The organism is Nonomuraea sp. NPDC050383 (assembly GCF_044459125.1).
Lineage (GTDB): Bacteria > Actinomycetota > Actinomycetes > Streptosporangiales > Streptosporangiaceae > Nonomuraea.
Genome location: NZ_JBITIP010000004.1, coordinates 145,223 through 169,105 on the forward strand (window position 1 = coordinate 145,223; position 23,883 = coordinate 169,105).

General features: G+C 69.0%; 28 protein-coding genes and 1 tRNA gene. 17 read left to right on the forward strand and 12 right to left on the reverse strand.

Annotated elements, in window-relative coordinates:
* Positions 1–130: 130 nt before the first annotated feature.
* Positions 131–1,072, reverse strand: a complete 942-nt coding sequence (locus ACIBG4_RS12085) for a helix-turn-helix domain-containing protein (protein WP_397201834.1) — start codon at positions 1,070–1,072, stop codon at positions 131–133.
* Positions 1,073–1,180: 108 nt separating this feature from the next.
* Here ACIBG4_RS12085 and ACIBG4_RS12090 point away from each other — a divergent pair, with 108 nt between their 5' ends.
* On the forward strand, positions 1,181–1,906 hold the full coding sequence (locus tag ACIBG4_RS12090; RefSeq protein WP_397201835.1) for an SDR family NAD(P)-dependent oxidoreductase: 726 nt from the start codon (positions 1,181–1,183) through the stop codon (positions 1,904–1,906).
* 893 nt (positions 1,907–2,799) lie between these two features.
* On the forward strand, positions 2,800–3,039 hold the full coding sequence (locus tag ACIBG4_RS12095; protein WP_397201836.1) for a transposase: 240 nt from the start codon (positions 2,800–2,802) through the stop codon (positions 3,037–3,039).
* A gap of 103 nt (positions 3,040–3,142) precedes the next feature.
* On the opposite strand, the gene ACIBG4_RS12100 is transcribed toward ACIBG4_RS12095, so the two are convergent.
* A complete protein-coding gene (locus ACIBG4_RS12100) occupies positions 3,143–3,781 on the reverse strand; it encodes a TetR/AcrR family transcriptional regulator C-terminal domain-containing protein (RefSeq protein WP_397201837.1) in 639 nt (212 codons plus the stop codon).
* Positions 3,782–3,850: 69 nt separating this feature from the next.
* Between ACIBG4_RS12100 and ACIBG4_RS12105 the strand changes: the two genes are divergently transcribed.
* Genes ACIBG4_RS12105 through ACIBG4_RS12120 form a run of 4 tightly spaced genes read left to right on the forward strand, consistent with a single transcriptional unit; the run spans position 3,851 to position 6,411 of the window.
* On the forward strand, positions 3,851–4,213 hold the full coding sequence (locus ACIBG4_RS12105; protein WP_397201838.1) for a hypothetical protein: 363 nt from the start codon (positions 3,851–3,853) through the stop codon (positions 4,211–4,213).
* A 17-nt stretch (positions 4,214–4,230) separates the two neighbouring features.
* A complete protein-coding gene (locus ACIBG4_RS12110; RefSeq protein WP_397201839.1) occupies positions 4,231–4,809 on the forward strand; it encodes a hypothetical protein in 579 nt (192 codons plus the stop codon).
* A 34-nt stretch (positions 4,810–4,843) separates the two neighbouring features.
* Complete coding sequence (locus ACIBG4_RS12115; protein WP_397201840.1) at positions 4,844–5,053, forward strand: hypothetical protein; 210 nt, start codon at positions 4,844–4,846, stop codon at positions 5,051–5,053.
* Positions 5,050–6,411, forward strand: a complete 1,362-nt coding sequence (locus ACIBG4_RS12120; RefSeq protein ID WP_397201841.1) for a carotenoid oxygenase family protein — start codon at positions 5,050–5,052, stop codon at positions 6,409–6,411. The genes ACIBG4_RS12115 and ACIBG4_RS12120 overlap by 4 nt, the downstream gene beginning before the upstream one ends.
* Positions 6,412–6,431: 20 nt before the next feature.
* On the opposite strand, the gene ACIBG4_RS12125 is transcribed toward ACIBG4_RS12120, so the two are convergent.
* Complete coding sequence (locus tag ACIBG4_RS12125; RefSeq protein ID WP_397201842.1) at positions 6,432–6,695, reverse strand: hypothetical protein; 264 nt, start codon at positions 6,693–6,695, stop codon at positions 6,432–6,434.
* 1,205 nt (positions 6,696–7,900) lie between these two features.
* Between ACIBG4_RS12125 and ACIBG4_RS12130 the strand changes: the two genes are divergently transcribed.
* The 3 genes from ACIBG4_RS12130 (at position 7,901) to ACIBG4_RS12140 (ending at position 10,511) form a co-directional block, all read left to right on the forward strand.
* Positions 7,901–8,959 carry a cobalamin-independent methionine synthase II family protein gene (locus ACIBG4_RS12130; protein ID WP_397201843.1) on the forward strand — a complete coding sequence of 353 codons (1,059 nt, stop codon included), beginning with the start codon at positions 7,901–7,903 and terminating at the stop codon, positions 8,957–8,959.
* Positions 8,960–9,164: 205 nt separating this feature from the next.
* A complete protein-coding gene (locus tag ACIBG4_RS12135; RefSeq protein ID WP_397201844.1) occupies positions 9,165–9,368 on the forward strand; it encodes a hypothetical protein in 204 nt (67 codons plus the stop codon).
* A gap of 63 nt (positions 9,369–9,431) precedes the next feature.
* A complete protein-coding gene (locus ACIBG4_RS12140) occupies positions 9,432–10,511 on the forward strand; it encodes an integrase core domain-containing protein (protein ID WP_397201845.1) in 1,080 nt (359 codons plus the stop codon).
* Here the strand turns inward: ACIBG4_RS12140 and ACIBG4_RS12145 are convergent.
* Positions 10,508–10,798 carry a hypothetical protein gene (locus tag ACIBG4_RS12145; protein WP_397201846.1) on the reverse strand — a complete coding sequence of 97 codons (291 nt, stop codon included), beginning with the start codon at positions 10,796–10,798 and terminating at the stop codon, positions 10,508–10,510. The genes ACIBG4_RS12140 and ACIBG4_RS12145 overlap by 4 nt on opposite strands.
* Before the next feature lie 272 nt (positions 10,799–11,070).
* Between ACIBG4_RS12145 and ACIBG4_RS12150 the strand changes: the two genes are divergently transcribed.
* Positions 11,071–11,691 (forward strand): hypothetical protein, encoded by a 621-nt coding sequence (locus ACIBG4_RS12150; RefSeq protein ID WP_397201847.1) that lies wholly within the window; start codon positions 11,071–11,073, stop codon positions 11,689–11,691.
* Between the two features lie 215 nt (positions 11,692–11,906).
* Here ACIBG4_RS12150 and ACIBG4_RS12155 read toward each other — a convergent pair whose 3' ends face one another.
* The 3 genes from ACIBG4_RS12155 to ACIBG4_RS12165 form a co-directional block, all read right to left on the reverse strand.
* Positions 11,907–12,293 carry a DUF6228 family protein gene (locus ACIBG4_RS12155; RefSeq protein WP_397201848.1) on the reverse strand — a complete coding sequence of 129 codons (387 nt, stop codon included), beginning with the start codon at positions 12,291–12,293 and terminating at the stop codon, positions 11,907–11,909.
* A gap of 113 nt (positions 12,294–12,406) precedes the next feature.
* Entirely contained in the window at positions 12,407–12,916 is a 510-nt protein-coding gene (locus ACIBG4_RS12160) for a hypothetical protein (RefSeq protein ID WP_397201849.1), read from the reverse strand.
* A gap of 535 nt (positions 12,917–13,451) precedes the next feature.
* Positions 13,452–13,784, reverse strand: a complete 333-nt coding sequence (locus tag ACIBG4_RS12165; protein ID WP_397201850.1) for a dCMP deaminase — start codon at positions 13,782–13,784, stop codon at positions 13,452–13,454.
* 307 nt (positions 13,785–14,091) lie between these two features.
* Between ACIBG4_RS12165 and ACIBG4_RS12170 the strand changes: the two genes are divergently transcribed.
* Positions 14,092–14,250: a hypothetical protein gene (locus ACIBG4_RS12170; protein ID WP_397201851.1), complete on the forward strand. Its 159-nt coding sequence runs from the start codon at positions 14,092–14,094 to the stop codon at positions 14,248–14,250.
* 222 nt (positions 14,251–14,472) lie between these two features.
* Here the strand turns inward: ACIBG4_RS12170 and ACIBG4_RS12175 are convergent.
* Positions 14,473–14,546 (reverse strand) — tRNA-Arg (locus ACIBG4_RS12175).
* Positions 14,547–14,688: 142 nt separating this feature from the next.
* Here ACIBG4_RS12175 and ACIBG4_RS12180 point away from each other — a divergent pair.
* Positions 14,689–15,471 (forward strand): aminoglycoside phosphotransferase family protein, encoded by a 783-nt coding sequence (locus ACIBG4_RS12180; protein ID WP_397201852.1) that lies wholly within the window; start codon positions 14,689–14,691, stop codon positions 15,469–15,471.
* 163 nt (positions 15,472–15,634) lie between these two features.
* Entirely contained in the window at positions 15,635–16,642 is a 1,008-nt protein-coding gene (locus ACIBG4_RS12185; RefSeq protein WP_397201853.1) for a cobalamin biosynthesis protein, read from the forward strand.
* Between the two features lie 123 nt (positions 16,643–16,765).
* Here the strand turns inward: ACIBG4_RS12185 and ACIBG4_RS12190 are convergent, their stop codons facing one another.
* Entirely contained in the window at positions 16,766–17,002 is a 237-nt protein-coding gene (locus ACIBG4_RS12190; protein WP_397201854.1) for a hypothetical protein, read from the reverse strand.
* A gap of 101 nt (positions 17,003–17,103) precedes the next feature.
* A complete protein-coding gene (locus ACIBG4_RS12195) occupies positions 17,104–17,760 on the reverse strand; it encodes a hypothetical protein (protein ID WP_310714787.1) in 657 nt (218 codons plus the stop codon).
* Between the two features lie 20 nt (positions 17,761–17,780).
* Here ACIBG4_RS12195 and ACIBG4_RS12200 point away from each other — a divergent pair, with 20 nt between their 5' ends.
* Complete coding sequence (locus ACIBG4_RS12200) at positions 17,781–17,945, forward strand: hypothetical protein (RefSeq protein ID WP_397202138.1); 165 nt, start codon at positions 17,781–17,783, stop codon at positions 17,943–17,945.
* A gap of 4 nt (positions 17,946–17,949) precedes the next feature.
* On the opposite strand, the gene ACIBG4_RS12205 is transcribed toward ACIBG4_RS12200, so the two are convergent.
* Positions 17,950–19,518 carry an ABC transporter substrate-binding protein gene (locus ACIBG4_RS12205; RefSeq protein ID WP_397201855.1) on the reverse strand — a complete coding sequence of 523 codons (1,569 nt, stop codon included), beginning with the start codon at positions 19,516–19,518 and terminating at the stop codon, positions 17,950–17,952.
* Between the two features lie 162 nt (positions 19,519–19,680).
* On the opposite strand from ACIBG4_RS12205, the gene ACIBG4_RS12210 reads away from it, so the two are divergent.
* Positions 19,681–21,609, forward strand: a complete 1,929-nt coding sequence (locus ACIBG4_RS12210; protein WP_397201856.1) for a nitrate- and nitrite sensing domain-containing protein — start codon at positions 19,681–19,683, stop codon at positions 21,607–21,609.
* Positions 21,602–21,958, forward strand: a complete 357-nt coding sequence (locus ACIBG4_RS12215) for a DUF742 domain-containing protein (protein ID WP_310714629.1) — start codon at positions 21,602–21,604, stop codon at positions 21,956–21,958. The genes ACIBG4_RS12210 and ACIBG4_RS12215 overlap by 8 nt, the downstream gene beginning before the upstream one ends.
* Here the strand turns inward: ACIBG4_RS12215 and ACIBG4_RS12220 are convergent.
* Positions 21,936–23,339 carry an MFS transporter gene (locus tag ACIBG4_RS12220; protein WP_397201857.1) on the reverse strand — a complete coding sequence of 468 codons (1,404 nt, stop codon included), beginning with the start codon at positions 23,337–23,339 and terminating at the stop codon, positions 21,936–21,938. The two genes, ACIBG4_RS12215 and ACIBG4_RS12220, sit on opposite strands and share 23 nt — an antisense overlap.
* Before the next feature lie 69 nt (positions 23,340–23,408).
* Here ACIBG4_RS12220 and ACIBG4_RS12225 point away from each other — a divergent pair, with 69 nt between their 5' ends.
* A complete protein-coding gene (locus tag ACIBG4_RS12225) occupies positions 23,409–23,882 on the forward strand; it encodes a MarR family winged helix-turn-helix transcriptional regulator (protein ID WP_397201858.1) in 474 nt (157 codons plus the stop codon).
* Position 23,883: the final 1 nt, after the last annotated feature.

Here is a 23,883-nt window from a genome sequence, read left to right on the forward strand (position 1 = left end):
AACGCACGCGGACCGCGGTGGGGCTGCGATGCCCGGCGATCAGGCATACGCCTAACGATCGTCGCCCTCGACCGGCTCGAAGCCTTCGTTCGCAACCGGCTCAAGCGCCTTCAGCGCCGGCCCGGCACACTCAGGTGACGTCTGCTTCACGAGCGGCGGTCGCGGCGTAGTCGGTCGGGCTCTGGTCGTAGCGGTTGCGGAAGGCGCGGGCGAAGTGACCGCTGTCGGAGAACTGCCAGCGGGCGGCTATGTCCGTGATGGTCATACGCCGGTGCGGTGCGATGAGCGCGCGGCGCGCCTCATCGAGGCGGCGATCCCGGATGTAGGCGCTCAGTGACTGCCCTTCATGGGCGAAGGCCCGTTGCAGGGTACGCACGGAGATGTTCAGTTTCCGCGCGAGTGCCGCAGGGGAGAGGGCGGGGTCGGTGAGCCGCTGGTCTGCCAGGTCCCGCGCGGCCTGGGCCAGCGCCGGCGACAGCCGGGGCTCCACGTCGTCGACCCCGCCTCGGACCGCGGCCCGGGCCAGCTCGGCCAGGGTGTCGCGGGCGGCGTCAACCCCGGCCGGCCCGAGGTCGACCAACGTTCGGCTCACCATGGTGGCGTGCGCGGTCAGCAGCCGCATCTCGGCGGTGTCGACCGGGCCTGAGGCCGTCATGCCCCGTCCGCGCCGGATCTCGGCGGCGGGCAGCACGAGCACTTGGACGGTGGTGCGCGGCGTCGTGGCGAAGTGGGACAGCTTCCCTGTCTGTACCAGGAAGCGGCCGGCGGGTGCCGTGTGCTCGGCTCCCCCCGGTTCCGCGAACCGCCAGGTGCCCTGGTGGATGATCCACAGGCGTACGTGGTCGTCGGCCCCGACTCGCGGGCCCGCCGTCCGGAGGGGGGCCGTGTTCTCGAAGCGGTTGAACATCACGTCCCGCAGCCGGAACCCGCGGGAGCGTGCCCCGAAGCCGGCGACGGTCGCCCGGCTGAAGGGCGCCAGTGCGAAGGTCTCCCCCATCCGGGTCCGCCACTCGCGTGCGAAGTCGCTGAAGGCGTTCGCACCGCTCAGGCTCACCGAGAGAGTGTCGTTCATCGTTGTCGCGAATCTTCCGTTCAGGTTGTCGCGCCGGTCCAAGTCCCCGCGACCCATGCCTTCCTATGTTGTCGACGTGAACCGAAACGATAATAACGAGGTGGTGAATTGAGCACGATCGCGATCGTGGGCGCGGGCCCGCAGTTGGGTCGGGCGATCGGCAGGCGGTTCGGCGCTGAGGGGTTCGGCGTGGCGCTGATCGCCCGCAACCGTACAACGCTCCAGGCGGTGGCCGATGACCTGTCCGGTGCGGGCATCCGGGCCGAGGTGTTCCCCGCCGACGTGACCGACCGTCCCACTCTGCACGCGGCGCTGACCGCCGTCGAGGAGCGGCTGGGGCCGATCGACGTACTCGAGTACTCGCCCGCGCCGGCCCCGGCCGACCTGCGCCGAGCGCCGATCGTCGAGGCCACGAAGGTCACCGTCGACTCGGTCCTGGCCCAACTGGATCTCTACCTACTCGGCGGTGTCGCGGCGGTGCAGCACGTCCTGCCCGGCATGCTGGAGCGCGGCACGGGGACGGTCCTGATCAGCAGTGGCGCGGGTTCCGGACCGATGATCGCCCCACACGTGGCGAACGTTCAGATTGCCACCGGTGGGATGCGCAACTGGATCCTCAATCTGCATGCCGCGCTTTCCGGTACCGGCGTCTACGCCGCGCACGTGGCGATCGCCGCCTTCATCGGCCAAGGCGGCCACGACTCCCAGCCTCAGACGATCGCCGACGCCTACTGGCGGCTGCACACCGGGCGCACCGAAGCCGAGTTGATCATCCAGGACCTGCCGGACGACTACCTGGAACACGGTCTGGCGGACAAGTTCATCGAGTCCTGAGCCTTTCCGGGCAACGCTCAGGTTCTTGTGGGTGCCAAATATTGTGTCACAGGGTTTGGTCTGGGGTTTTGCTGCGTTCGATGGCCCAGCTCCGGCTGGATCGCAGGATGGCGCTTCGGCTGTTGTACGTGATCGTCTTACGGGTATTCGGCTGGTCGCGCTACTCGTCCGATCACAGGCGTCAAGGACGCGGAGATCCTGATACTGCGGCATCAGCTGGCTGTCCTCCGACGCCAGGTCGCCGCTCCCCGGCCATCCTGGGCGGACCGGGCGATCCTCTCCGCGCTTGCGCGACTCCTGCCCCGACGCCGCCGATGTCACTTGTTCGCCACACCGCGGACGCTCCTGCGCTGGCACGCCGAGCTGGTGAAGCGACGCTGGACCTACCCCAAGCATGGGCCGGGACGACCACCGATCCGACCCACCATCCGAGCTCGCGCGCTTGTACTGCTTCGCCGTGGTCGAGCATGCCACGCGGCGGGTCCACCTGCTGGGGATCACGGCGAACCCAACGGCCGGCTGGGTTGCCCAGCAAGCCCGCAACCTGATATTCGACCTGGGCGATCGGATCGGTGACTTCCGATTCTTGATCAGGGATCGGGACAGCAAGTTCACCAGCCTGTTCGATGAGCCTCCAAGATTCCCGGGGCCGTCCAGGAGGTGATCTACCGGGACCGGGCCGGTTGCTATGCCGAAGGCGCCCAGCGTGGCACCCCGCCGGCCATGCAGGTCGCCGACCAAGAACCGGGAGGTCACTGGCTGGATCGTCCAGCCGCCCACCAAGGTCGCCGCCGAAGACCTGGCCACGCTCGAACGGATCACTGCCCGTTGATCGGAACTCGCCTCGGTCACCGAGTTGACGCGCCAGTTCGCCGAGATGCTCGTTGCCCGTCGTGGCGAGCAGGACCTGGAAGGCTGGGGGGCGCGAGCGCAGGCCCAGTCCCGCACGGGAACTGCGCGACTTCGTCGCCGGCCTTCGCCGTGACTGGGCGGCGGTCAAGGCCGGGCTCAGCCTGCCCTACAGCTCCGGTGCCGTGGAAGGCAACCTGAACTGCATCAAGATGATCAAACGGATCATGTACGGGCGAGCCAACCCCGACCTTCTCCGCGTCCGTGTTCTGCACGGCTACTGATCACGAAAAGTGGGCCAGACCCACACGCAATCGGCCGTTGACAGCCCGTTTCCAGGAATCGGCCGGTCCCGAGGAAGCTCCTAACCTCTCTCTGTAGCGGCTGTCAGCTGCGCAGACGGGCCGCGAGCCCGTCGAGGACGATGCCGAGCTGCCGTTCGAACCGCAGGTCACCGTCGTCGCGGAGGTGCCCGGCGGCCTTGACCAGATCGGCGCCTTCGCCCAGCCACGCGTCGCGCTCGGCGAGCGAGTACCGGGCCGGGTCGACGCCGGCGGACTGGCTGCGCTCCTGCTCCTCGATCACGAAGCCGACCACGAACGCGGTGACCAGGTCGATGGTGTCGTCCGCCTCGGCCAGGGAGAATCCGGCCGCGGTCAAGCGCACGAGCCAGGACTCCTTCGCCTTCACCACGTCGGGGTCGGAGAAGCGCGTGCCGCTGAAGATACGCGCTCCGTCCCGGTGGCGCAGGTACTCCGAGCGCAGGACGCGGGCGTAGGCGGCTACGTCGTCACGCCAGCCGGCGCTGGGAGCGATCGCTGAGAGGGCGTCGGTGACGCGGCGCATGACGGACGTGCTCATCTCGTCGAGCAGTTCCTGCTTGTTGCGGACGTGCCAGTACAGCGCGGGGGCTCCCACGCCGAGCCGGGAAGCGAGCGCACGGACGGTGAGAGCGTCCATGCCCTTCTCATCGAGCAGCTCGAGTGCCACCGCGACGATCCGCTCTCGCGTGATGCCCTTCGCCACGGTTGACAGCTTAACAAAGTTCAGGCATGGTGAGCGACACCAAAAACGAACTTAGTTCAGGAGCGTGTCATGCGTGCTGCGGTCGTCAAAACTCCAGAATCGACACCCGTCTGCGCGGACTTCCCCGACCCGGAACAACGGCCGGGCCGGGCACCGCTGAGACTCGTGGGCGCGGGTCTGCACCACGTCGTCCGCGGGCTGGCTGCTGGCCGCCACTACGGCAGCCACCAGGCCTACCCCCTCGTGCCGGGCGTCGACGCCGTGGCCCGGACCGATGACGGGCGGCTGGTCTACACGGGCCTTGCCCGGTCGCCGTGGGGAACGATGGCCGAATGGCTGGTCGCCCCGTTCGAGGTGGAGCTGCCCGCCGGGGCCGATCCGCTCGCGGTCGCCGCCGGCATGAACCCCGCCATGGCGGGCTGGAACCGCTGATCACCCACCACAAGGAGGTGGGCGAGCTCGGCACCGTGCTGGTGCTCGGGGCGACCGGCATGTCGGGCAGCCTGGCCGTACGGGCGGCACTGTCCCTCGGCGCGAAACAGGTCATCGCAGCCGGGTGCGATCACGAGGCGCTGGAGCGGCTGCGCGGCCTCGGCGCCGTCACCGTTCCGCTCGCGGCCGCGGCACCCGACGCCAGGGCGACCGCCCTCGCCGCCACCGTCGCCGAGGCGCAGCCCACGCTCGTGCTCGACTTCGTGTGGGGCCCCGTCGCCGAGGCCACCTTCGCCGCACTGGGAAAGACCGGCACGGACGACGACCGCGCGGCCATCGACTACGTGCAGATCGGCTCACTCGCCGGAACCGAGGCGGCGCTGCCCGCGGCACTGCTGCGCAGCCGGCGGATCCGGATCAGCGGTAGTGGCACGGGCTCGGTCTCCAAGGCCGAGATGATCGCCGAGTTCCCCGAGATCATCGCCCGGTTCGCCGACGGCACCTTCCACGCGCCATACACCGACTACCCGCTCAGCCGCGTCGGCGAGGCCTGGGCGCACCAGGGCCGCACCCGCGCCGTCATCGTCCCGGACTGATCGGACCGACTCGTGGAGCACGGAGGACGGCATCGTGCAGAAGCGCGCATTGGTCGTCGGGCTGGGGATCGCGGACATGTCTGCGGCGATCGGGCTGCGGCGGTTGAGTTATTTCGAGGAGGCCGACGCGTCGGCGCGCTTCCGGCTGCTCTGCACCTCGGTGCTCACGCCGTTCCTGACCACGACACCACGGCCGTTCCCGGCCGGACCACGACAAGAGACGGGCGAAAGGGAAACGACATGACCACCACCCCGTTCACCGGCGGCTTCACCCCCGTCACCGAGGAGATCACGGCCTTCGACCTGGAGGTCACCGGTCGCATTCCGGCCGAGCTGACCGGCCGCTATCTGCGTAACGGCCCCAACCCGCTCGGCCTCGACGACCCCACCGCCAGCCACCTGCTCACCGGCGAAGGCATGGTGCACGGCCTGCGGCTGCGCGACGGCCGCGCCGAGTGGTACCGCAACCGGTGGGTGCGCAGCGCGGCCGTCGCGCGGCGGCTCGGCGAGGAACCGCGTCCCGGGCCGGTGCACGCCGGCATGGACTTCTCCCCCAACACCCATGTGCTTGGGCTGGCCGGGCGCACCTTCGCGACGCAGGAAGGGGGAGCGCGTCCGTACGAGCTGAGCTACGAGCTCGACACGATCGGCCCGTGCGACTTCGGCGGCGCACTGCCCGGGGGGTACACCGGCCACGCCCACCTCGACCCGGTCAGCGGCGAGCTGCACGCGATCGCGAACTTCTGGGGCTGGGACTATCACCAGCACATCGTCATCGACCCCAAGGGCGTGGTGACGCAGGTGACGAACATCCCGGTCCCCGACGGGCCGATGGTGCACGACTTCGCGCTCACCGAGCGGTACGTGGTGATCTATGACCTGCCGGTGACGTTCAGCATGGCGCACGCGCAGAAGGGCTCGCCGCTGCCGGTCGCGTGGAACGAGGCACATACGCCGCGGCTCGGCCTTCTGTCGCGCAGCACCGGCGAAGTGCGCTGGTTTGAGGTGGAGCCGTGCTGGGTGTTCCACACGCTCAACGCCTACGAGGACGGCGACGAGGTGGTCGTGGATGTGGTGCGCTACCCCAAGCGGTTCGTGGAGGGCCGGCTGGACCTCGGGGGCTCGCCCACGCTCGACCGCTGGCGCGTTGACTTGCGTACCGGCCGCGTCGCGCAGACCCGGCTGGACGACCGGGCGCAGGAGTTCCCGCGCATGGACGAGCGCCGCACCGGCCGGCCGTACCGCTACGGCTACACCACCGCCACCCTCGACGTGGAAAACGTCTTTTACCCCGGCGACACCCAGCTGGAGGACATGCCCGACGAGGCGTTCGACAACACCTTGATCAAGCACGACCTTGAGCGCGGCACGCACGAGACCCGGCGGATGGGGCGCAAGGCGTACGTGGGCGAACCGCTCTTCATCGCCGCCGGCGAGGAAGAGGACGACGGCTACGTGTTCTCCTACGTCAACAACCCCGACCGGGGAGCGGCTGACCTGGTGATCCTCTCCGCGCAGGACTTCACCGGCGAGCCTCTCGCCACCGTGCACCTGCCCGTCCGCATCCCGCTCGGCTTCCACGGAAGCTGGATCGCCGACTGAACCGGAATGCTGTGAGCTGGTCACGTGTGTTCGAGGGGGCGGGTCGCCTGCACGAAGGTGACCCGGCCGAACCTGTGGTCGGCGTGCGCGACCTCTCGGGCGTCGCCGAACCCGGCCTCGGCTAGCAGCGCGACGATGCCGTCGCCATGGTTGCGGGCCATGACTGGGCTGTGCGCCACGCGGGAACGGATGAGGCGGGGCAGGTGCTGGAGGGCGTGGGCCAGGCCGTGGCCATGGCGGCCGACCTGACCGCGGGCGCCCAGCCCGTTGCGCTCGGCAGGCAACGCTCGCTCCGTGCTCCCTCCGGCGGGACGGGCCGAGGCCCGACCCGAGAGTCCTTCTCCACGGCGCCCTTCGTCCGGCTCTTCGCCGCCGCTGCCTGCGACAACGGGTTACGGATGGGGAGGCCTCGACGTGGCGGGATCTTGCGGTTACGGTACGTATCGTCTGCTTCAATCGGCGGTCGCGGCAGAGCGTGCAGGGCACGCAGGGTCAGGCCGAGGCCTTTGGCGCTGGCCTCGATTACCGGCGTGGTGTGCACGGCCCTGGCCGCGGTGCTGATGGTCCTCATTACCACCCGCGCTTCCCGATCGGCTGACCTGGCTCAGGTGTTGCGCGCTCTTGCCGAAGTACTGCGCGCAGTCTGGGGCAGGCGATGCGCCCGTCACCTGCGGCTTCATTGCTCCCATCCGGCGGCCTCCGGGCCTTATTCCCGCTACGCCGACCTGCAGCTGAACTGAGGACATCGCAACCGGACGAGAAAGGACGACGACGTGATGAACCTCGACCTCTGATGGTCATCGTCGCCCGGGCGGTGAGCACGCTCACCGCCCGGCATTATGTCCCTCACACTGAAGGTACAACGCCCACGCCGGGCCCGGAGCCGGGCAGCTTGCCCGCCTCCACGTAGCGCGTCGCGCAACTTCTGCCGGTCGGGTGGCAGCTGCCTGGCCTCGCTCATGGGCCTGCCGCCCGTACGGCGTATCCGGCCCATCCGGCGCGAGCAGCACCGGACACCATGCCGGTGCCCTGCGCAGACGGGACCGCAGCCGGCACCCGGTGGCGCTGAGCGCGTCCAGGTAATCTACCCGGCACCGACTTCGGCCTCATGGAGCGCTGTTCCAGCGTGCGGCGGCGCCGGGCGTCGAAGAGTCACCGGAGCCGCTACGCGCCAGCACGCAGGCGCGTAGCGTCCAGGCCATGACCAGGATGTCCCCTCTCCCATCCGCCTCCGTCGACCCGAAACACCCTCCTAGCGTGAGGAGACGGCGAGCAGGCAAGCGGCCAGAGCGCGGCAGTGCGCCAAGACCGAATCAAGCACCGGTACATGAGCGATGGGCTCCGCGGCCCGGTACGCCGACGGTCGGCCGTGCTCGACGGCTCGCAGCTGCTCGACCTCGGCCTGACTCCGCGACCTGGTCCGCGAAGCGGGCGACCGCGCGCACGGGAAGCGATTGATCAGACACGCGTCGTTATCTACGCTGTCATCATGTCACTCCCCACCGAGCCGATCGGCAGCATTCCCCGCCCGCCTGCCCTGCTGACCATCGCAGCCTCCCAACCGGCCGAAGGAGCGCCCGCGCTGGCCGAGGCGCAGGAACAGGCCGTCCGCGACACCATCCACCGTCTCCAAGAGCTGGGTTCGCCGGTGGTCACCGACGGCGAGCAGGCCAAGCCCAGCTTCGCCACCTACCCGATCGACGGGCTCGACGGGCTCGACGCGGACGGCGTGGTGATCCCCTTCGCCGACGGGCACCAGCGGCAGTTGCCCCGGCTGACGGCCGGACCGTTCCGCTACCAGGTCCACGCCGAACGCTACCTGCGCGCCGCCCAGCGCCACGCGAGCGTGCCGGTCAAGCAGGCCGTCATCGCGCCGTCGGCGCTGAGCCTGCTCTACCCGGCCGAGGGCATCGACGGCTACCCGCGCGAGGCGTTCCTGGCCGACCTGGCCGACCAGGCCGAGGCCGACATCCGCGGCTGCCTGGAGGCCGGGGCGCACGTGGTGCAACTCGACTTCACCGAAGGCCGGCTCTCGCTCAAGCTCGACCCCAGCGGCGGAGTGCTGGACGACTTCGTCACGTTCAACAACAGCATCCTGGAGCGCTTCGCCGACGCAGAACGCGCGCGCATCGGGGTGCACACCTGCCCCGGCGGCGACCAGGACTCCACCCACAGCCTCGACGTCGACTATGCGGCCCTGCTGCCCCAGCTGTTCCGGCTCAAGGCGGGCAACTTCTACCTCCAACTGGCCAGCGAGCCCGACCCGGACAAGGTCCTGACGGTCGCCGCCGAACACCTGCCTGCCGACGCGCGGATCTTCGTTGGCGTGATCGACCCGGTGGACCCGCGTGTCGAGACCGCCGAGGAGGTCCGCGACCGCGTCCTGACCGCCGCCCGCCACCTGCCCGCCGACCGACTGGGCACCTGTGACGACTGCGGGTTCGCGCCGTTCGCCGACGACACCTCCACCTCACGGGAGACGGCGTTCGCCAAGATCCGGGCCCGGCTGGAGGGCACAGAGCTGGCCTCGGCCGAGCTCGGCATCTGATCGTCCCGCCTGCCCGTCCGTGAGAACGTTGCCCAAGGCCGAGCAGGTCACCCGCAAGGAGTTGGGCGGGGTACGGCGCACGGACCGCAGCGTTACCCGCCTACTAAGTGCTGAACCGCGCCGACCGCCACCCTGTCCGGTGCCAGAAACTGATTGCAGCGGGTCTGACCTGGTCTTCTAGGCTTGCCTCTCGCGCTGTTTCGCCTTGCTGTATCTGCTGATGGTCAGGGTGTTCGGCTGGCTGGTGCTGCTCGCACGGGGCAGTGCCTCCAAAGAGGTGGAGATCTTGGTGTTGCGGCATGAGGTCGCGGTGCTGCGTCGCCAGGTCCCCCAGCCCAGGCCGTACTGGGCCGATCGGGCGCTGCTGGTCGCGCTGGTAAGACTGTTACCCTGTCTTGCTCGAAAATAGGGTCTCGTGCTGTGAACTGCGGTTTTGCTGCGCGTCCAGGGCAGCGACTGCGACCGTCGCCAAGTGTTGTTGTCGCTGGTCTATCAATTTCTGAGGAACCTCTTCGGCCTGCTGACGATCCTGGTTCGCGCTGATCTGTCCAAGGACGTTGAGCTGCTGGTTCTTCGTCACGAAAACCAGGTGCTCCGCCGCCAACTCGACGGCCGGCCGCAGTGGGACCACGCCGACCGGCTCTGGCTTGCAGCGCTATCGCGGCTGGCCTGCCGCCACCAGTGGACGAAAATCTTCCCGGTCACTCCAGCGACGATCCTGCGTTGGCATCGTCACCTGGTAGCCCGTAAGTGGACCTTCACAGACAGGCGGTACCCGGGACGGCCCCGCACCCGTCAACCCGTCAAGAGACTGATGGCGCGAGAGAACCCGACCTGGGGGCACCGAAGAATCCAAGGCGAGTTGGCGCGCCTGGGCTATCCGATCGCGGCCTCCACGGTGTGGGAGATCCTGCACACAGCCGGTATCGACCCGGCACCCCGCCGGGCCGGGCCGACCTGGCGACAGTTCCTAACCACACAAGCCCACGTGATCGTTGCCTGCGACTTCCTCGTGGTCGAGACGATGATGCTCAAACGCCTGTACGTGCTGGTCTTCATCGAGGACGGCACCCGGAGACTGCACCTGGCCGGAGTAGCCGCGCACCCAACCGGGGCATGGACAGTGCAGCAGGCCCGCAATCTCATGATGGATCTTGGTGATCGCATCTCAGGGCTGCGGTTCGTGATCCACGATCGAGACCCGCTCTTCACCTCCGCCTTCCGGGAGGTCTTCACATCTGAAGGGCTGCGGGACATCACCACGCTGCCGCGGACGCCGAGAATGAACGCCATCTGCGAGCGCGTCATCGGCACTCTACGCCGCGAACTCCTCGACCGGATCCTGATCCTCAACGAACGCCACCTGACCCTTGTGCTTCAGGAGTACCTGATCCACTACAACGGGCACCGGCCGCACCAGTCCAGGCACCAACGTCCCCCGGACATCGCAACCCAACCCGCCCGCGACGTAACCGACCTCAACGACCAGGGGATCGTCCGCCGAAAACCCGTCGTCACAGGCACGATCAACGAATACCACCACGCCGCTTAACCGCAGCTCAGACCACGTAACTCAATATCCGAGCGGCACAGGGGCAGAACGCGGCGCAACACGGATGCATGGTCATCCCAGTCGCTGGGCTGCCAAGCGCGACGCAGGAGATCAAGGCCCAGCTCCACCTCCGGCACCTTCAACTGCGCGAGCTCTTCCGCGCTGCCCCAGTGGCACTCACAGTTGTACTCATCAGGATGTGCGGTCATGCCACGGAAGGTGACGGCCAGGCGGTTCAACGCGGCGTCGAGACGGAGTCGCGCGGACGTCTGGTCAAGGTTCGTCACGAGCGTTCGCTTTCAGAGACTCCGAAAACCTGCGTCATCCGAAGATTGCTACCTTAGCGAACTCCGTGCTCTCGGGCTGATGGTGAAGGAGACGAAAGCGGCGCTGTCAGCTTGGGAACTCTTTCTGGGTCATCGTCCCTGAACAGGGGAAACATTGACCTGGACGTATGCCGGTCGGCTGGCCGTGAGTCCCCCTGAGTTCCCGTTGATCGCTCTGCGAACGGGCACGCAACGGGCACGGCTGAACGGGTCTGTGTCCCTACGCTGTCACCGTGGGCACCGATATCTACGGCTTCATCGAAACTCGTCACCCGTGTGCTGCCGAGGACTGGTACGAAGGAGAACCATGGTCAGTATCGACGCCCCTCTATCCCCTCTATGACGGCCGCGACTACGACGCCTTCGGTTGCCTCTTCGGCGTCCGCAATCGGCTTGACTGGACTCCCGTCGCGGCCGGCCGCGGCCTACCAGCCGACGCTTCGGAAGCGATCCGTCATGACTACGAGAAGTCGGCGAACATCGATAACGCCATACACGGCTGCACATGGGTTGCGTGGGCGGAGCTCCGCGACCTGGACATGACTGTCCGACCCGCCGCGCGCGGAGTACTGCAGATCCACTCGGCAAGATCAGTGATCCACCAGTATCGGATCGACGATCAGTGGCCGGAAGAGGTCGTGGACCTCTATTCCATACCGCCCTTCGACGTCTCGCCTGATCAGGCTCTGCCTGGTCGATGGGACCTTCCCGATGTGACGCTCAAGTATGGCCCGTTGACGCGGCAGGCCGCGCTGGGCCCGGGAACAGGGTGGGAACACGTCTTCGGCGTGATGGAGGCGTTGGGGCGGCGGTTCGGGCCCGATGGCGTGCGGTTGGTGGTCTGGTTCGACTAAGAGAAGAGGCACCTGCGGGAGCACGGCGATTGATCGAAAATCCCTCGACACTGACTGCTGTGTTGTCAGATTGGGAATTGCAGGGATCTTGCCTCATAGGGGCTTTGGCCTGGTTCTGAGGCCGGTCATGGGTGACCGTGGTTGGCCCCTCGTTACCGCCATTAATGGCACGCTAATGGCACGACGATCAAGGGCTTGGCCTCGGCATGCATAGCTCACTCGTCGTAGAGAAAGCTGCGAACCTCTCGCGCGAGATTGGTCAAGGTCTCTCCAGGGAGAATCGGGGTGCGAACGGTGGCGGACCACATGTCGTCCGGATCCTCGCTCGGATTCGGAAAGCGGAGGGTCCAGCGGAGGTCTACCCAGTGACCAGAGTGGATAGCTTCCAGCTGAAGATCAGCTCTATAGGACGTCCATGTCCGTGTTCCGCGCCACCCTTTGAAGTCGGTCACCAGGTTCTCGAGGAAGTCGGCGAGCCCGTCTCCCATGATTGTCTCCACGGTTACCTCGGCGTGAAGCCCGGCTGACTTGGCCTGAGCAAGGAAGAACATCAAGGCGTCGTCGTGTGGACGCTCGCACTGCGCGAGCTTGATGAAGGTCACTCCTGGGCCTGGTATGTCGACCTCCGGAGTTGGACGTTCATCTGCAAAGTCCTCCACCATGACTGCTCCCACGCTGGTGCATCGCGGCGTTCAGTGTCTGTACGGAATCGTGATTAGCCGGGGATCCACCAGCAGTAAAGCAGTTGATCGCTCTCTTTGGCCCTTCGTGCTAGCGCGACGAACTCCTTGACCAGATCGAGCACGTGGTCACTGTCGTGGAAGCTGGAGGCATCTTCCTGCATCCATCGCTGGGCCACTTCGGGCAGGCGGTCGTCATTGACCTCGGCCAGTGCGTCGCGGACGCTCACCGAGAGTTCTTCGATCTCTGGTCCTTCGCGGTAGGGGGAGTCCTCCGGCAGCGCTAGCCATTCGTCTTCGGTCTTTGGAGCCCCTTCGGGCGGCGGGTACAAGGTGATGGTCTCGACCAGGTCGTTCGAGTAGGGGATGCCCTTGATGACGGCTACGAGTTCGCCGAGAGATCCGGTGGGGTCGATCCACTTGGTTTCCACGACGTCGAACGCTGGAGCGTCGGGGAGGGGTTTGGCCGGTGCCCGTAACTGGCTCGGCCGCCAGGTTGCGGTGGCGCGATCGGGGGCGCGGTAGTAGTCGTGCATGGCGCTCATGCGTGTCCTCCTGTCGACGAGGGCATGATCGTGAGTCGGGCCGATGACAGGGTACGGGGGCGGGAATGCGGGTAGAAGTTCGGGCAGGCGGCCGCTATCCGGTGAGCCGGTGCTGAGGGACGAAGCACCGGATCGTCGATCGCCCCCAACTATCGGCGGAGGCCGGCCCACACGTGGCGATCGTAGGGCTGCATCTGTGCGGCGGCGTGGCGCTGGGTCGGAGGGTTTGCTGGGTACGGCGGGTCCGGCGGTCGGCGTGGCGGCCCGGTGCTGCTGCCGCCCGGGACCGGCCCCCAGGCCGCATGCCCGGGCGGCGGGCAAGCGACGGGCCGCTTACGGCGGCGCGCCGCGCCGCCGCTTGATCACCTATAGAACAATTCGGCAAGTCGCTCGGTCGCTATGAGGCGGGTCCGGTGAGGTGCGTGTTGGCGGCTCGTGCGGACTCGGCGAGTTCCGGCAATGTGATGACCGTGACTCCGGCGGCGGTCAAGGCTTCAGTGCCGTTGGCGTCGACGACGAAGGTGGGCGGTTCCTTTCAGGCGGTCACTACGCGAGGGATGCCGGCGTCAAGGATGAGCTGGGTGCAGGTTCTCGGACGGGACCGGCGTTGAGTGCAGGGCTCCAGGGAGCTGCAGAGGGTGGGTGTCTTGAGGCGTGGATCGTCAGCAGCGACCTTGGCCAGAGCCGACTCCTCCGCGTGGACGTGCGCGTCCGTCTCGCGAGAGTAGCCGCGGCTGATCTCGTTGCCGTGCTCGTCGACGATGACCGCACCGACCGAGAAGGCCGTCTGGGATGGCGGGCACTGGTGGGAGAGGTCGATCGCGGTGAGCAGCCATCGGCGGTCTTGTTCGGTGCTGGTGCCGGTCATGAGGTCTTACTACCCGAGGACTCTTTCGGCAGGTAGCGAAGGAGGACGACGTCGTCCACGGCCCGTACTTCGGCAAGTGCCATGCGGTGGCCGGCGCCTCCTGGGAAGTCCCCGGAGTTGACGAAGCGGGGGGCGTTGCCGTCACCGACGAAGATGGGGGCGATGGCGAGGTGGATCTCGAGACGGCCGCGTGCCGAAGGTCGTACGGTCTGCCGCCAGGGGAGAAGCGACCTGATCGGGCGTGAGGGCATACGTGCGAGCCTCCTGCCAGACCTTCGCGTACGCCGATCCCGAGATCACGCCGCCTGTGCGTGTGCGGAAGAGGCTCAACGCGGGCGTGCACGCTCCGGAAGCGGCGGAACGGGCGGGGCATGGCGTGGACGTGCTGCTCCGCGTCTACGTCAAGTGCATCGACGGCCAACGAGATGTCGCCAACCGGCGCATCTTGGAAGCACTCGCGGCGTGACCCACCACACCCAGCAGGACCCCGGGACACCTCGGGGTCCTTTCGCCGTTCCGGGGCCCGATACCGCCGCGCCGACCAGGGGAAACGCGCTCGCGAGCATTCCGCGTATGTTCCGCGACCACTGGCACAGGGCTGCTTACGGCGGCCTCCCGCTGCCTACCGCACCACAACGCCGATCATGCAAAAGACCAGCTCAGACGGTGTTTGAGCTGGTCTGGTAAGCGCGCCCTGCAGGATTCGAACCTGCGACCGTCGGATTAGAAGTCCGGTGCTCTATCCAGCTGAGCTAAGGGCGCTCCCGCCTTATTGTGCATGATCCTGGGACCTGTCATGCACACGTTTTCCCCGTGTTCGTCCACCCAACCTGGCAGTCCCGGGGGATGTTGCCGACCGAAATGGCAGGCGGGGGGCGTACATATGGGTCTAAGCTGTCGTGGCATGGTCGCGACGCTCCTGCACGAGATCCCCTTGCAGGGCGGGGACGTGACCGACGGGGTGGTGCGCGTCGGGGACACCGTGCGCAGGCCCGCCGGATCGTTCACCCCCGCCGTCCACTCTCTCCTGCGCCATCTTGAGGCCGTAGGGTTCGCGGGAGCGCCGCGGGTCGTGGGGATGGACGGGCTGGGGCGGGAGATCCTCACCTACGTCCCGGGTACGACCGGGTTGAACGCCGTGACCGCCACCGATGAGGCTCTGGTCGGGGTGGCCGGGCTCTTACGGGAGCTGCACGACGCGACCGCCGGGTTCCCGTTGAACACGCGCGGGTGGCAGGCCGGGTCGAACGACGACGCCGCCCCCGAGATCGTCGGGCACTGTGACGTGACGCCCGACAACGTGGTCTTCCGCGACGGGTGCCCGCGGGCCTTCATCGACTTCGAGCTGGCGCGGCCCACGACACGGCTGTTCGACGTCGTCACCACGCTCCGCCACTGGGCGCCGATCGCCGATCCCGTGGACACTCCCCCGCTGCTGCGCGGGCTGGACGTGGGTGGGCGGTTGCGGCTGTTCTGCGACGCGTACGGCCTGCCGGCCCGCGACCGGCGGCGGCTGCTGGACCTGGCCCGGCTGCGGTTCCACCGGTCGTACGAGGTGATGCGCGCGCGGGCCGCGACCGGCGGCGGATGGGCACGCATGTGGGCCGGAGGGGCCGGCGAGCGCATCCGCCGGGCGGCGGCCTGGCTGGACGCCCACGAGGATCAGCTGCGCAGTCATCTGGTCTAGTCTCCGGTCTCCGTCTGCTGGTTCACGGCCGACCGGTGTCCGGTGGTTCCGGGTTCCGGGTGGCTGCCCCTGGGTGCGTCGGGGTGTCCGGTGCTGCCCCACTACGCGCCGGGTTCCGGGCAGTGGGACGGTGATGGGTTCACATGTGTGAGAGGGCGGGGTTATGGGTGGGGTCGGTCGTGCGGGCTCGGGCCGGGGACGGGCGAACACGCGGGCGAGTGGGTGGGCTCGGGTGGGCGGGGTGGCCACCGGGGTGGTCGTCGACGCTCTGGTCGGTGACCCGCGTGCCGGGCATCCCGTCGCGTTGTTCGGGCGGGCCGCCGCCGCGTTGGAGCGCCGCCTGTACGGCGACGCGCGCGTGAACGGCGTCGCCCACGTCGTCGTCTGCGTCGGCGGCGCCGTCGCGCTGGGCGTCGCGGCCGAGCGGGTGTCGCATCCGGCGGCGCGGGCCGCTCTGACGGCCGCCGCCACCTGGGCCGTGCTCGGCGGCACCACGCTGGCGCGTGAGGGAGAGCTCATGGCCGACGCGCTGGAGGACGGCGATCTGGAGCGGGCCCGCGAGCGGCTGCCGCACCTGTGCGGGCGCGACCCGTCGGAGCTGGAGGCGCCCGAGCTGGCCCGCGCCACGGTGGAGTCGCTGGCCGAGAACACCTCCGACGCCGTCGTGGCCCCGCTCTTCTGGGGGGCCGTCGCCGGAGTTCCGGGGCTGCTGGCGTACCGGGTGGTCAACACGCTGGACGCGATGGTGGGACACCGCTCCCCGCGGTACGAGCGGTTCGGGTGGGCGGCGGCGCGGCTCGACGACGTGGCCAACTACGTGCCGGCCAGGATCACGGGACTGCTCACCGTGCTCGCCGCTCCGGCGCCGGGCCGGGCGATGGCGGTCCTGCTGAGGGACGGCCATCGGCATCCCAGTCCGAACGCGGGACGCTGCGAGGCGGCCTTCGCCGGGGCACTCGGCGTCACGCTCGGCGGGGCGAACGTCTACGGCGGCAGGACCGAGCACCGTCCCACGATGGGCGACGGCCGCAAGCCCGCGGTGGGGGACGTGCGCCGGGCGGTCCGGCTCGCCCGCGCCGTCGGCGTGGCCGCCTCGGCCCTCACCCTCGTGGCGGTTTCGGCGATCGCCCTCCGATCGGGATCAGGAAAAGCCTCCCTCGGATCGGGATAAGCCTCGCTCCGATCGGGATCGGGATCGGGATCGGGAAAAGCCTCCCTCCGATCCGGAGGAGCCCTGCTCCGACTGAACGGATCGGGCAAGTCAGTCGAAAGTGCTTAAATACGGCACCGGCGGCTAGGTCAGGCGGCTCGCGTTCGTGAGGAACCAGAAGACCACCGTGATGATCAACGCGATTCCGATCACCACTTTCAGCGTGCCGCCGCTCGACTGCCTTTTGACGGGGACGGCTCTCATCGAGTCGCGCCATGCCTGACGTGCGGAGACGATCGACTGGAAGCGCCGGCCCGCGACGAACAGGGCCAGCGCGATGATGATCAATAAGATGACGACCCGGCCGTCGGAAGTGTCCACGCAGCGGCCCCTCTCGGCGTTCAAGAAGAAATGCCCCCGCACATGTGGGCCCCACAATACTCAGATAATGAGCGTTGGGAAGTTATTTAGTTCGCCGCCATTTACCGGGTATTCGACTGGTCGGAGCGCTCGACGCCGACCGTGATCTCCTTGCCCAGCCGGTGGCCGCCCAGCAGGCCGAGGTCGTCGCCGCTCCAGAACCTGCCCGGGTCGTACCAGTTCGGCCGCCGCCCGGCGGGCAGCAGCCCCATCTCCTGGTACGTCACGGCCACGACCTCGGCGCAGTACGCGCTCTCCAGTGCCCGCTCCCCCCGGACCCGGTCCCGCAGCAGGCGCGGCAGGCGCGGCAACCGGCCGCGGGCCCAGCGGCCGGCGAGCCGGGCGGTGCTGGGGAACGGCGTGCCGTCGAGCCGGGCCACCGTGCGCAGCGCCGCGTCCTCCATCTCGGGTGTCGCCTCGGGTTCGAGCTGGCGCAGCCAGGGGCGCTGGCCGTACCGGTCGGCCCAGACCGTGACGGCGGCGCGCAGGTCGTGGAGCTGCACCCCGCGCTGGTGGGTTCCCGACCACAGGTCGGGCAGGGACCTGCCCAGCTCGGCGTGCCACATCATCGGCGGCATGTCCTCCACGACGATCGCCATGCCGACGTGGTTGACGGGACTGTTGGTCATGGTCTGGATGGCGCGGTCGGGCACCGACCGGCCGCGGAAGACCCACAGATCGCCTGTCCTGGTGAGGTCGACGGCCTCGTCGAGAGTCAGCACATCGCTAGCCTAGGCACATGCGCTGGTGGAAGATACTCGGGCTGGCCGGGGTCGCGGGGGTCGCGGCCACGGGGGTGGCGATCACGCGGGCGGAGCGGCGGCGCCGCGCCTACACCCCGGAGGAGATCAGGCAACGACTGCGCGAGCGCATCGAGAAGGGCGAGCCGGTCGAAGAGACCTGAGCCGTCAGCCGGAGGGCCGCAGGTCGTGGACGAAGGCCACGTCCGGGTAGGCGGGGTTGTCGTCGTAGCCCTGGATGCCGCCGAGGTAGGCGCGCTGGTAGGTGACGACCCACGGCAGCGCGGCGGCGGCGTGCCGGTCGAGGATGCGGGCGGTGGCCTGCCGGAAGGCGCGCTGGGCGCCCGCCCGGTTGGTGACGGTGAGCCGCGGCAGCGTGTCGAGCAGCGCGTCGGTCTGCGAGTCGTCGAGGTACGTGAGGTTGAACACGGTGGGGTTCTCGCCGTGGAAGACGTTGCCGAACCAGGAGTAGCCGTCGGCGTAGTCGGGCCACCAGTACATGACCAGGATGTCCTGGCCGCGTTTCTTGCCGAGGTCCCACTGGGCGTTCCACTGCATGGCCTTGGCGTCGACCGTCACGTTGAGCGGCTTGAGCGTGTCCGCGAGCCGGGTGGCGAGCAGCTTCTCGTCGGCGTCGCCCTCGGCGTAGGTGAGCGAGAGCCGCAGCGGCCGGCCGCCGGGGCCGTAGCCGGCCTGACGCAGCAGCTCGGTCGCGGCCGGCAGGTCCTGGCGGGGCTCGCGGCCGGGGACGTGCCCGGGCAGCCCCTTGGGGACGATGCCGCTCAAGGGTGAGCCGGCGCCCTTGAGCGCCCTGATGATGCCCCGGTAGTCGACGGCCTTCTGCACGGCGCGCCGTACGCGCACGTCGGCCATCGGCCCCCCGGCGGTGTTGAAGAGCATCATCATCGTCTGGAACGACGGGCTGCGCGAGGTGCGCACGCCCGGGGTGGTCCTGGCGCGGGCGTACAGGCGGGGGTCGAGCCGCTCGACGAAGCTGGCCTCGCCGCGCAGCAGCATCCGCCAGGCGTGGTCGGGGTCGGGCACGACGCGGTACTTGACCGTGCGGTAGTGCGGGCCCGTCCAGCCTCCCCAGTAGCCGTCGTACGCGGTGAGCGTGAGCTCCTCCTCCTTGCCCTTGCGCCAGGTCTTCACGGTGTACGGGCCGGAGCCGGCGTCCTTGCCGTCGCGCAGCCAGGCGCGCAGGTCGGTCGCGGCCTTGGTGTCGTAGACGTAGGCGGCGTAGCCGGAGGAGGCGACGAGGTCGAGCGGCACGGGGTACTTGAGACTGAAGGTGACGGTCAGCGCGTCGTCGGCCCTGATGGCCTCGACGGCGTCCCAGATGTAGGAGGCGCCCTGGCCGAGCTTCATGGTCCGGTCGATCGACGCCTTGACGGCCTGCGCGTCCACGGGCCTGCCGGTGTGGAAGGTCACGCCGGGGCGCAGCTTGAACGTCCACGTGCGGCCGTCCACGGACGAGACCCAGGAGGTGGCGAGGCGAGGGGCGGCCTTGGCGGTCACCGGGTTCCACATCGTGAGGGTCTCGTACACGTTCTGGAAGGCGATGATCTCGTTGGAGTAGGAGCTGGCGGGGTCCCACTCGGTGATCACGTCGAGGTTCTGCACGTGCACGAAGGCGGAGTCCCCACGCGGTGTCTGCCGGACGGCCACCTCGGCGGGGATCGAGCACGCCGCGATGGACAGCAGCAGGGCGGTGGCCGCTGCGAGACGACGGCGCAACGCATCTCCCTCTGTGACCCGGTCTACGGCGAAACCTACTGCAAGATCATCATAGACTGTCCAAAAGTCCCGAAAAATTAGGACTTCGAGAGATCGAATTGCTATTCTCATGCGTTGTCCCGTCCGGGGTTCACCAGCAGGGGACCGACCGGAAGAGGTGCCATGGGTCGCAGACGCACGATCCGCCTGAAGATCATCGGCCTGCTGCTGGTTCCGCTCGCCTCGATGGTGGTGCTGTGGGGAGTCATCACCGCTGTGACCGCCACCGAGAGCCTGGAGCTGCGGCAGTACAAGACGCTCTGGACCAATCTGCGCCTCCCGGCCTACCAGCTCACCACCGAGCTCCAGCGGGAGCGCCTGGCCTCGGCGCGGCTGCTACGCCTCAAGACCAACTCCACCGAGTCGGACGTGGTCGCGCAGCGCTCGCGCACCGACGCGGCCAGGGAGCGGTTCAAGCAGCTCTCCAGCGCGCCCATGAACACCTCTGACCGGATCCACGCCCAGGTCGAGGCGGTCCTCGCGCAGCTCGGCCGGCTGGAGCCGATCCGGGGCGAGATCGACGCCGGCCTGGCCGCCCGGCTGCACGTGGTGGAGACGTACAACGGGATCACCGACGCCCTGTTCGGCCTGCACCGCAACGTCGCCTTCGTCGACGACATCCCGATCTACGAGCAGTCCCGGGTCATCGTGGACGTCAGCTACGCCCGCGAGCTGCTGACCAGGGAGCAGGCCCTGGCCGCCGGTCCCACCACGACCGCCGAGCGGCGGCTGTTCACCCAGATCGTCGGCAACCGCCGCTTCCTGCTGGACCAGGCGCTCGGGGAGCTGGACGCGGGCCTGCGCGAGACGCAGGTCTCGCTGATCACCTCTCCGGCGTACCAGCGGATGCGGATCATGGAGGACCAGATCATCGCGGGCGACGCGCCGGCGGGCTGGCTGAGCACCACCGAGACGCTCAACAAGTCCTTCCAGGACGCCCAGCTGCAGGCCAGCAGCCTGCTGTCCGAGCGGGCCGAGCCGGTCGCCGACTCGGTGCTGCAGCGGGCGTTCCTGCTGGCCGGCACCTGCTTCGTGCTGGTGATCGTGTCGATCGGGTTCTCCCTGCGGATGGGCAACCGGCTGTCGCGGGAGCTGGCCGCGCTGCGGCAGGCCGCGCTGGAGGTCTCGCGGGAGCGGCTGCCGCAGGTCGTGGAGAAGCTGCGCCGGGGCGAGACGGTCGAGGTGCCCGCGCTCTCGGTCACCAGCACCACGACCGAGATCGGGGACGTCGGCGAGGCGTTCTCCACGGTCCAGCAGACGGCCGTGGAGGCCGCCGTGGGCCAGGCGCAGCTTCGCGACGGCGTCGGCCACGTCTTCCGCAACCTGGCCCGCCGCAGCCAGACCCTGCTGCACCGCCAGCGCATCCAGCTGGCGGACATGCAGCACCGGGCCACCGAGCCGGAGGCCCTGGACGACCTGTTCCGCCTCGACCACCTGACCACCCGCATGCGCCGCCACGCGGAGGGCCTGATCATCCTGTCCGGCGCGACGCCGGGCCGCGGGTGGAGCAAGCCCGTGCCGCTGATCGACGTCGTGCGCGGCGCCGCGGCGGAGGTCGAGGACTACCAGCGGGTCATCGTCGAGCCGATGCCGGGCCAGCGCCTGGCGGGGCCGGTCGTCGGTGACGTGATCCACCTGATCGCCGAGCTCATCGAGAACGCCACCGTCTACTCGCCGCCGCACACGCCGGTCCAGGTGCGCGGTGAGGTGGCGGCCCGCGGCTTCGCCCTGGAGGTGGAGGACCGCGGTCTCGGCATGAGCCCGGAGGACATGGCCGAGCTCAACGCGAGGCTGGCCAGCCCGCCCGAGTTCGACCTGGCCGACAGTGACCAGCTCGGCCTCTTCGTCGTTTCCCGCCTGGCCGCCAGGCATGACATCCGCGTGACGTTGCGCGGTTCACCATATGGAGGGACCACCGCCATCGTGCTGATCCCGGCAGAACACGTGAGCGACCCGCCGGCCGAGCCGGAGGAGAGCGCCACGGAGAAGGAACCCGCCTCGGAGCCCGCCAGGGAAGGCGCTCGTTCGATCCGGGTGGTGCAGAGTGACTGACGAGCGCTGGCTGGACGAGGACGCTGGTCCGATCGTCCCGGCCTACCTGTTGACCAAGGGCCGTACGGTGCCCGCGAGCGAGGCCATCGACCTCATCGCGGTGATCATCACGGCCGGTGGCCTGGCTCCGCCCGTCGGGCTCGGCCCGGAGCATCTGATCATCATGCAGAAGTGCACGACGCCCACCCGCCTCGTGGACGTGGCGGCGGAGCTGGGCCTGCCCATCGGCGTGGTCCGCGTGCTGGTGGGCGACCTGCACGCGCAGCAGCTCGTGCAGGTCGAGCACCCGCCGCCCGCGCCGGACGCCAGCGTGCTGCTGGAGGTGATCAACGGCCTGCGGGCGCTGTGACCAGGAGAGCCCGGCGGTTCAGCAGCCCGAACACGGCCGCGAAGAGCGCCGCCACCATGCTCCCCGCGGCGGCCGTCGCGAACACCCACTGGTAGCCGTGCTCGCCGGGCAGCGCGGCCAGGATCGCGGCGATGACCGCGCCGGCCGTGCTGCCGCCGACGATCCGCACCAGCGCGTTCACGCCCGCCGCTGCGGCCGTCCTGGTCGGCTCCACGTGCTCCACGGCCATCGTGCCGAGCGCGGCGTAGCCGACGCCGAGGCCCACGCCGAGCAGCGAGGTGGCCACGTAGACGTCCACGGGCGCGCCGTGCCTGACGACCAGCCACAGGCCCGCCAGGCCGACGGCCGCCGAGCCGGCCGCCACCATCGAGGACGCGGAGAAGCGGCGCATGAACCGGCCGGCGAACAGCGAGATCACCAGCATGATGACGGTGCTGGGCAGCAGGTAGAGGCCGACCTGGAGGGTCGAGGCGCCGAAGCCGACGCCGGGGGCCTGGGTGAACCCCGAGATGCCGGTCATGCAGGTGAAGAAGGCGAACCCGAGGAGCATCGAGGCGACCGTCGCGCCGACCGTGGTGCGCTGGGTCAGCATCGCCATGTCCACCAGCGGCTCGCGCACGCGCCGCTCGACGACCACCCAGGTCACCACGGTCACCAGCGCGACGGCGAACAGGCCCAGCACGCCGGGCGAGGTCCAGCCCCATGAGCCGCCCTCGCTGATGCCGAGCAGGAGCGCGACGAGCCACACGGTCAGCAGCGCGGCGCCGAGCAGGTCGGGGCGTCCCCCGCCGGCGGGCGCGGTGTCCCGCACCAGGATCGCCACCAGGGTGCCGGCGACCACGGCGATCGCCCCGGTCACCCAGAACAGCACGTGGTAGTCGCCGGCCACGAGCCCGGCCAGGATCATGCCGCCGCCGCTGCCGAAGCCCATGGTGGCGCTCAGGACGCCGATGCCGGTGGCCAGCTGTCTCCTCGGCAACGTCTCGCGGACCACCCCGATCGACAGCGGCACCAGCGCGGTCACGAACCCCTGCAGGATCCTGGCCACGATCAGCCAGGTCAACGAGGTGGCCAGCGCTCCCACGATCGATCCGGCCACCAGCAGGCCGATCGCGCCGAGGATCATCGGCCGCCGGCCGTACATGTCGCCGAATCTGGACAGCAGCGGGGTGGCCACCGCGCTCACCAGCAGACTGATCGTCAAGGTCCAGCTCACGGCCGTCAGTGAGGCGTGCAGCTCGCGCTGGAGCACGGGCAGCAGCGGGACGACGGCGGTGTTCTGCAGGGCCGCGATGGACGCCGCGAAGGCCAGCGCGACCACGGCGGGCCACGGGTTGCGCGTGGCCTTCTCGTGGGACGGGGGTGCGACGACTGTCGCCATGAGGGCTCCTTTGGATAACTTGGGTAAGTAACCGAGGAGCGAGCATACATACGTAAGTTAGGTAAGTAAATGTCGAAGGACGCAGATCTGCTGACGACCGTGGCGTCGTTCCGGCGGCTCGTGACCACGCTCAACCGCGCCAAGACGCACGAGCGGCTGACCGAGGCCGCCGGCGTCCGGCTGGACAGGCCGGACGTGCAGATCCTCGTCTACCTGCTCGACGCGGGTGAGCCGCGCCGGATCGGGGCCATCGCCGAAGGGCTCCAGGTGGAGAGCCCGCACGTGACCCGGCACGTGTCCGCGCTGGAGAAGCGCGAGCTGCTGGAGCGGGTGCGCGACCCCGAGGACGGGCGCGCCTGGCGCATCGCGCTCACGCCCGCCGGGGCCAAGGCCGCGGAGAGCTGCCGCCAGGTCACGATGGACTGGTTCTCCATCGCGCTCGCCGACTGGCCGGAGGACGACCGCGCCGAGCTGGCGCGGCTGATCTCCCGGCTCTCGGAGGACGTGAGCGAGCGCCTGGTCAACCACACGGCCGCCAAGTAGG